Origin of the sequence: Maribacter caenipelagi, assembly GCF_004364175.1 — a bacterium.
GTDB lineage: Bacteria > Bacteroidota > Bacteroidia > Flavobacteriales > Flavobacteriaceae > Maribacter > Maribacter caenipelagi.
Map to the genome: position 1 here is coordinate 127,013 of NZ_SNZW01000015.1, position 7,216 is coordinate 134,228.

8 protein-coding genes are annotated in these 7,216 nt (G+C 41.2%); 1 reads left to right on the forward strand and 7 read right to left on the reverse strand.

Features of this window, described 5'->3' with window-relative positions; all coding sequences use genetic code 11:
• Positions 1–31: 31 nt before the first annotated feature.
• The 5 genes from DFQ03_RS11100 to DFQ03_RS11120 are packed head-to-tail and all read right to left on the reverse strand — an operon-like array spanning position 32 to position 5,541.
• Positions 32–517 (reverse strand): cupin domain-containing protein, encoded by a 486-nt coding sequence (locus tag DFQ03_RS11100; RefSeq protein ID WP_133673257.1) that lies wholly within the window; start codon positions 515–517, stop codon positions 32–34.
• Complete coding sequence (locus DFQ03_RS11105; protein ID WP_133673258.1) at positions 514–1,572, reverse strand: alpha/beta hydrolase; 1,059 nt, start codon at positions 1,570–1,572, stop codon at positions 514–516. The genes DFQ03_RS11100 and DFQ03_RS11105 overlap by 4 nt, the downstream gene beginning before the upstream one ends.
• Before the next feature lie 4 nt (positions 1,573–1,576).
• On the reverse strand, positions 1,577–2,317 hold the full coding sequence (locus DFQ03_RS11110; protein WP_133673259.1) for a carboxymuconolactone decarboxylase family protein: 741 nt from the start codon (positions 2,315–2,317) through the stop codon (positions 1,577–1,579).
• Positions 2,318–2,351: 34 nt separating this feature from the next.
• Positions 2,352–3,335, reverse strand: a complete 984-nt coding sequence (locus tag DFQ03_RS11115; protein WP_133673260.1) for an aldo/keto reductase — start codon at positions 3,333–3,335, stop codon at positions 2,352–2,354.
• 10 nt (positions 3,336–3,345) lie between these two features.
• On the reverse strand, positions 3,346–5,541 hold the full coding sequence (locus tag DFQ03_RS11120) for a DUF5916 domain-containing protein (protein ID WP_243834482.1): 2,196 nt from the start codon (positions 5,539–5,541) through the stop codon (positions 3,346–3,348).
• Positions 5,542–5,700: 159 nt separating this feature from the next.
• Here DFQ03_RS11120 and DFQ03_RS11125 point away from each other — a divergent pair, with 159 nt between their 5' ends.
• Entirely contained in the window at positions 5,701–6,612 is a 912-nt protein-coding gene (locus tag DFQ03_RS11125; RefSeq protein ID WP_133673261.1) for a helix-turn-helix domain-containing protein, read from the forward strand.
• A gap of 116 nt (positions 6,613–6,728) precedes the next feature.
• Here the strand turns inward: DFQ03_RS11125 and DFQ03_RS18820 are convergent, their stop codons facing one another.
• Both DFQ03_RS18820 and DFQ03_RS11130 read right to left on the reverse strand, forming a co-directional pair.
• On the reverse strand, positions 6,729–6,887 hold the full coding sequence (locus tag DFQ03_RS18820) for a hypothetical protein (RefSeq protein ID WP_166637463.1): 159 nt from the start codon (positions 6,885–6,887) through the stop codon (positions 6,729–6,731).
• Positions 6,874–7,216, reverse strand: a 343-nt coding sequence (locus DFQ03_RS11130) for a DUF1905 domain-containing protein (RefSeq protein ID WP_133673526.1), incomplete at its 5' end; no start/stop codon positions are given. The genes DFQ03_RS18820 and DFQ03_RS11130, both read right to left, overlap by 14 nt.

The window sequence follows — 7,216 nt, forward strand, 5'->3', positions numbered from 1 at the left end:
TTAATGTAAACAGATCAAATGTGGTTTTTATTTAATTATAATATTCCTCATCTGGCACCGGCTCCAGCCATTCCGTTGGACCGTCAACTCTGCTTGTTATAGCGATTTGTATGAACGATTTTTCTGCGCTTGCACCGTGCCAATGCGGAGTGTTAGCAGGGCATTTGACCACATCGCCTTTTCGTAGTATTCTTTTCTCACTACCCTTTTCCTGATAATAGCCTTCGCCTTCCAAACTCATTATAATTTGTCCGTTGGGATGTGAATGCCAGTTGGACCTAGCCCCGGGATCAAAGGTTACCGTTCCAACTGAATTTTGGTTCACACTATCCGCCATCACTTGCATATGTACCCATACATCGCCAATGAAGTTATTGTTCGTGACCTTTTCCCCTATAGGGAAAATTAATTCTTGTTGGGAATTCAAATCGACGGTTTGATTTTTCTCGGCTGCTTGCTTGCAGGAAAATATAAACGTTCCCATCAATATAATCGCTAAAAGATTTTTTCTGTTCATAGGTCTGTAGTTGAAAGATGGTTTTGATAAAAGTCCACTAATTTATTTACGGCTTGATTCACATATTCTGGCTTCCAATAGGTTTCTATATGCGTTGCACCTTTGATAAGGAACAATTCCTTGCTTTTCGCATTGGTCGCCTTTGGAAAAGCATCCAAGGTCAAATATAATGTTTGGGCATTAGTGCCGGCAATCATTAATAAAGGTTGGTCTATGAGGTCAATATCGTCGGTAGCATCCCAGGCCATTAAATCTATTAAACTGCTTGTGGTATAAAGAAAAGTCGAATTGGGGTGGGCGTGTGTCCTAAAATAATATTCATAGCCTTGACGATAAAAAAGCGTTGAAACTTTTGCTAATTCTTCGTCGGTAATACCGTCTACTCCGGAATAAACGATTTCGCCGCCCCCAGCCTCCTGTGCTCTTGCCTTTGAAGCTTGTTTTAGCCTTTCTTGAATGGTCGAAACTTGCGAATTCAAAAAACCATTTTTTCGTACAATTCCTGTATTGAACATACTCAAGGTTGCCACTGCTTTAAACCGTTTATCCGATTGGACCGCTTTCAACGTATAGCCACCGCCGCCACAAATGCCCAAAGCACCTAAACGTTCTCTATCTACCCCAGGATATTGTGAAATAAAATCAGCCATTCCTCGGATATCTTCTGTACGAAATTGGGGTTTGTCCATATGGCGTGGCTGGCCTCCACTTGCACCCTGATAGGCAGCATCTGCCGTAATGGTAATATAACCGGCCTCTGCCAAATGCTGTGCATATAGGCCTGCTGTCTGTTCTTTTATCCCTCCGTTAGGATGTGCAATTGTTATTGCCGGATATTTCTTTGTTCGGTCATAATTGGCTGGTGTATAAACATTTGCCGCAATATCGATTCCGTTCAGTTTATACCTAACGGGAAGTATGTTGACTTTTCCATCCACATTCTCCGTAATTGCTCCCTCATATACCAATCCAAAAGGGTTTTTTTCGCTTTGTGCCCTAATCGTCTGATGTATTGATAGCATACTCATTAAAATTAATAATCCTATATATTTCATTTCCTTACTGCTTTTTAGATTCCAATAATTCGTTCAATACTTTTTTGGCCGAATCGATTTTTTCTTGATCTACATTTTTCCCCACCACATCCATCAATTCCTTTAATTGAATTGGCGTAATTCCTTGAATCAAACAGATGTTCATGTGCGAATGCAGCATAGGCTCCACACCGCCGATCGTTGCCAGAACCGAAACCGTGACCAGCTCCCTTTGCCGATAATTCAGAATGTCCCGATCAAAAATATCCGCAAACAGATGCTCCTTCAAAAAGACTTCGATAATGGGGGCAAATTGCGCATAATCGGCTGGTGGGCCGTCCAATTTTGCCTTTACCAACGCTTCCAGATTCGCTTTTCCCCGTTCATATTTTGTACGGTTATCTTCTATTGGGGTAGCTTCCGCTCCTAGCTGATCTTCAACTCCTTCGGTCTTGCGTTCGTCCAAAACTTTGATAAATGTCCGTAAACCACGTAAGCTCCTTGGAAAACCACAATAGGCATATAGATGCACCATAACTTCCTTGATTTCTCTTACGGTCAATCCTGCATCCAGACCTTCCGTTAAAGCGGATTCCAAAGTTTGCAGGTCGCCTTTTGCGGTGAGTGAGGCAATGGCAATTATGGATTGTTGCTTCGCATCCAAATTCACGGTTGTATTATCCTTGGATTGGGCATTCACTTGATTTGTGACGCCAAGAAACGCAGTAATCACTATGGCAATACCAATTGTTATAAGCTGTTTCATCCTTTTGCTATTATTTTTAATTTTTCGCTACTTACTAGCGGTTTATCATTTTCTGGTTCGCTTCGGAATAGCGTTCACCCACCAAATCAATCTTTGAGGTGGTCTCTGTAGTTTGTTGCAGTTCCCCATCTGTAAAAGTAATACCGGTCGCCCCTAAATTTTCTTCCAGCCTTGAAGACTTTGTAGTACCGGGAATGGGTACGATCCATGGTTTTTGGTAAAGGATCCAAGCCAAAGCAACTTGTGCCGGAGTGGCCTCTTTTTCCTTGGCAAAAGCCGTAACCAAATCTACCAAAGCAAAATTATCCCTCAGGTTCTCTTTGGAAAATCGAGGCACGGTACTTCTAAAATCATTATCGGAAAAACTGGCGTTCCTATCTATTTTGCCTGTCAAAAATCCTTTCCCCAAGGGACTAAAAGGTACAAAACCGATACCCAATGCTTCCAATACGGGCATGATTTCTTCTTCCGGCTCCCGCCAAAACAATGAATATTCGCTTTGCAAGGAAGTAACCGGTTGCTCCGAATGTGCTCTTTTGATTACTTCGACACCTGCTTCGGAAAGTCCAAAATGTTGCACTTTTCCCTCAGCTATCAAATCCTTAACCGTACCCGCAACTTCCTCAATGGGAACCTTTGGATCAACCCGATGCTGATACAATAAATCTATAGTATCTACCTGTAAACGCTGTAAGGAAGCATCCACCATATTTCGAATGGTTCCAGGACTACTATCCAAGCCCGTCACTTTTCCATCTTGATAACCAAAACCAAATTTTGTCGCTATTTGTACTTGGTTCTTAAAAGGATTCAAAGCCTTTCCTACCAATTCTTCATTAAAGTAGGGTCCGTACACTTCGGCGGTATCAAAAAAGGTTACCCCCATTTCAACTGCTTTTCGGACGACTTGAATCATTTCCTTTTCGTCCTTCGCAGGGCCATATCCAAAACTCATCCCCATACAACCGAGACCGATTTCCGATACTTTCAGATTCTTTCCTAGTGTTCGTGTTTTCATGTTTCTTAATTTAAATGTTTAACCAGTACGTTAGTTTCAGGTTGATGGACCGAAACCGGGGTGCAAAGGTCTCAGTAAAATAATTGTCGTTATATACCAAAAACAAGTCTGACAATGGGGCAAAGCGCCATTGCAATCTTGAATTGATGCCAAAATTATCGCGTTGGTTGCTGTACTGTACCAAGGTATTCCAAAATACGGATTTGCTAAAGGTGACCTCGGCTCTGGCGGTCGCCAACCAAATATCGGCATCCGCAAAGGGGTCAGGCAACCGAATACCATCATAATTTAATCCAAAAAGCACGTTCGCCCAAGGCTGGAAACGATAGCCCACCTCACCACCGAATGAATACTTCTCCCCATTGAAAAATCCGCCGACCGAGGTTGTTAGCCCATAAGTGACAAGGTTTGAGGGGTTGGATACAAATTCTGCCGAAAATTGGTTGAACCTATAGCCACGGTCTCCGGGTATCGGAACTGCGCCAGGGCTTCTTGTAGGATCAAAGTCCGCTGTTAAGAAGATATAGTCATGTTGTACATTTGTCGAAAAAGTAGACTGATTGGTAAAATTAGCCTCCCACGTAGCTCGGTAGAAATAGTCGGTGTGTTTGAAATCTAGATTGGGCCGCCAAAAGTTAACGCCTAAAAGACTAAAGCTGTGGTTGCTCAATTTTGAATTCTTAGGGTAAAACCTTCGGGTAGCCGAATTGCCCGTTTTAAAAATATCCTTTCGTGGCACAAAGCCCAGATCGGCCCGATATTCCTCATCTACATAAACGAAGTCTGCCACAAAACGCCAGTTCCTGTCATCATAATTTAGCCTTGATTGTGTTGAAAAGTTACCTTGGTTATCCCCTGGCTGATATGATTTGTGTACAAAAAAGTTCCCCGTCCAAATATTGTCCGCAGATGCCAGATCGTAATCGATTCCCAGCACACGATTATATCGAGTATCAGGATTTATGAAGTCATCGTCTCCAAAAGTTTGACGATTGACCCAAAACAAGCCGAGGTTGGATCGTGAGAACACCTTCTTTTGAAAAGCCAGCATCATGTTGTTATAGGATGCGATTTCGTTTTCGGGGTCGGCATCCGTCTGCAAGTTCAAAAACCCCAGTCGTGTGGTAGGGTTCAATTTGCCACTAAGGCGTACACCACCAATAATCTGGTTCTCGATAAGGTTGCCATCAGCATTCCTCGCAAGCCCGATACGCCTCGAAAAAAATGGAATGTTGTCCAAGGTATTACCGTAATTTGCAAAAAGGTCACTATTATCTATAAAGAATTGTCTTTTCTCAGGTAGTTGGATCTCAAAACGGGTAAGGTTGGTAAAAATATCATCGACCTCCACATTACTAAAGTCAGGGTTTACGGTGATATCCAAATTCATGGCATCGCCTATCGATACCTTGGCATCCCCACCTATCTTGAAATCAACATTGGAATCGTCAGAAACGTAATCGCGATTGGCCAAGGTGTTCACATAAGGGATAAGTGCCAAAGGTGTTCGGGAGCGGCCAAGCGGTCTTTCAAACCGCAATTCGCCCATATAGGCAAGGCTCGACAAAAGTTGGTTTTGGGGTACTTGGGTCCAAGTGGTCTGCTCATTGCTCTGAATGTTCCAACGGTAACTTCGGAAGCGCCAGGAAGTGGCTCCTTCGATGAATTTTAACGAGGTAAATGGTATGGCAATTTCAATGGTGAAATGGTCATCAAAACGCTGTGCTTCGGCCTGCCATTTCATGTCCCAAGTATTGTTGAAAGCCGAACCGCCTTCCGAGACCAAGCCCTCCCGTTGTACCCCGTAGGGCGTAACTCCAAAGAAAAAGGCGGTGGTGGCATCGTTGAAGGTGTCAAAAAGGAAGGAAATGTTATCGTTAGTCGTCGCGGCGAAATCCCGTCTTAGGGAAGAAACCACATAATTCCCCTTTTCGGATTCGGCGCGGACACCCAAATACAATGTAGTTTCAGAATAGACCACCTTGAAGGTAGTGGGATACTTGGCTGAAAGGGAATCCGTAGGAAAGAATTGGATAAAGTCAGCACCCGTTTCCGCCGTTTCCCAAATAGGTTCGTTTAGGTTTCCATCCAAATCAAGTTCCTCAGTCGTGTATTTGGCCGTGGTACTTTTAGATATATTTTGGGCCGTGCCAATACCAATTACCAGAAAACAAAAAATCAGAAAAAACATTTTTCTTGGGCCCATTTTGGGTAGTGATTTTAGATTCTTGACAAAAGTATTGGGTAATCGACATCAAAGTCTTACCCAGATTACGGATATACCTACCACTATTACGGATTTTGTGTTAACCGTTTGAGTTACTGGCAATCAATGGCTTATCTTTAACAAAAAAAATAGAGGTCAATGAAAAATGTACTGCACATCGACACCGTTGGAGATTACCTTAATTTGAGAAAACAAGACGTGTTGCACCCTCTAGTGGGCATTGTTGATTTTGAGGACGTAAACAAAGAAGGCTATGAGAACAAAGGTTATGATGCCTTCCATTATAATTGCTATGCCGTTTTCTTGAAGGATGCCAAGGGATGCAAAATGCAATACGGGGGTAAACCCTATGATTATGATGAGGGAACCCTTGTCTTTATGGCTCCAGGCCAAACCATAGAACTAAGTGGTTTTGACCCTAATTATGTGCCCAAGGGTTATGCAATACTATTTCATCCCGATTTATTGATAGGTACGGAATTGGGCAAAAAATTACATAACTATAGTTTTTTCTCCTATTCAAGTAATGAAGCCCTACACCTTTCGGCCAAAGAACGGAAGGTAATTCTAAGCCTACTTGAAAAAATACAGTTCGAGTTGGAACAAAACTTGGACAAGCATAGCAAAAAGCTGATCGTAGCCAACATTGAACTCTTTTTGGATTATTGTACACGTTTTTATGATCGCCAATTCTTGACTCGAGAAATTGAAAATCAAGGTTCATTGGAAAAATTCGAAAATCTTTTGAATCTTTATTTTGAATCTGATAAACCTCAAAAATTTGGAACACCATCTGTTAGTTATTTTGCAGAAAAAATGCACCTTTCGCCCAACTATTTTGGAGATTTGGTGAAAAAGGAAACTGGAAAATCTGCCCAAGAGTACATCCAGAACAAGCTGATAGAAGTTGCTAAGGAACGCGTATTTGATCCATCAAAATCTTTAAGTGAGATAGCATATGAATTAGGGTTTAAATATCCACAACATTTCACAAGGCTCTTTAAACAAAGGGTAGGACATTCGCCTAGTGAATTTCGAAATTTGAACTAGAACCGAAACTGTCACTAAAATAAATTTGTCTTTCAAACTCCACAATTTCCTCTGGTGTAGTAGCCTTTTCGTAAACGGATACAATCTATTAATACCCGGTTTTTATATGTCATTACCTAAGGCATAATGGAAACAAAGTTTTTGAAAACTGTACTATTCAATCCATTGGCATTCCCTACGTTGTCAGTTTCAGCAACTAAATTATTGTCTTCACTAAATACTTCATAAACTTTTACAAGATATCTTTTTGCCTTTGCCCAATTAGTTTTTCCCATTGAGTAATTGGTTGATATGGTGGTTTATTTGTTCAATTTGTTTGGCCTCTGTCATTTTTGAGGTGATATCATTTATTATTTCATCTTGATCATCTTTAATTAATGATTTGAAAGAGTCGAGTAGGCCTGCATCTTCAAAACATTTAAGAATTTCCGAATTCTTATTAATTTTATCATGTGTATGTAGATATAGCGTAACTGTAACTTTATCACCACCAGTCTTACCTATTTCATTTCTGATTTTTTGGTTTATTGAAATCATTTTGTCCTCTTCTTTCCTTGGTGCCAAATTCATTTCTTTCAACTCGTAATCATCAATCAATCCAGAT

What these genes read in the sequence shown, in the direction of transcription:
- DFQ03_RS11120 (WP_243834482.1), bottom strand. Translation starts at nt 5,541, where the DNA reads ATGGGCCCAAGAAAAATGTTTTTTCTGATTTTTTGTTTTCTGGTAATT.
- DFQ03_RS18820 (WP_166637463.1), bottom strand. Translation starts at nt 6,887, where the DNA reads ATGGGAAAAACTAATTGGGCAAAGGCAAAAAGATATCTTGTAAAAGTT.
- DFQ03_RS11110 (WP_133673259.1), bottom strand. Translation starts at nt 2,317, where the DNA reads ATGAAACAGCTTATAACAATTGGTATTGCCATAGTGATTACTGCGTTT.
- DFQ03_RS11115 (WP_133673260.1), bottom strand. Translation starts at nt 3,335, where the DNA reads ATGAAAACACGAACACTAGGAAAGAATCTGAAAGTATCGGAAATCGGT.
- DFQ03_RS11125 (WP_133673261.1), top strand. Translation starts at nt 5,701, where the DNA reads ATGAAAAATGTACTGCACATCGACACCGTTGGAGATTACCTTAATTTG.
- DFQ03_RS11105 (WP_133673258.1), bottom strand. Translation starts at nt 1,572, where the DNA reads ATGAAATATATAGGATTATTAATTTTAATGAGTATGCTATCAATACAT.
- DFQ03_RS11100 (WP_133673257.1), bottom strand. Translation starts at nt 517, where the DNA reads ATGAACAGAAAAAATCTTTTAGCGATTATATTGATGGGAACGTTTATA.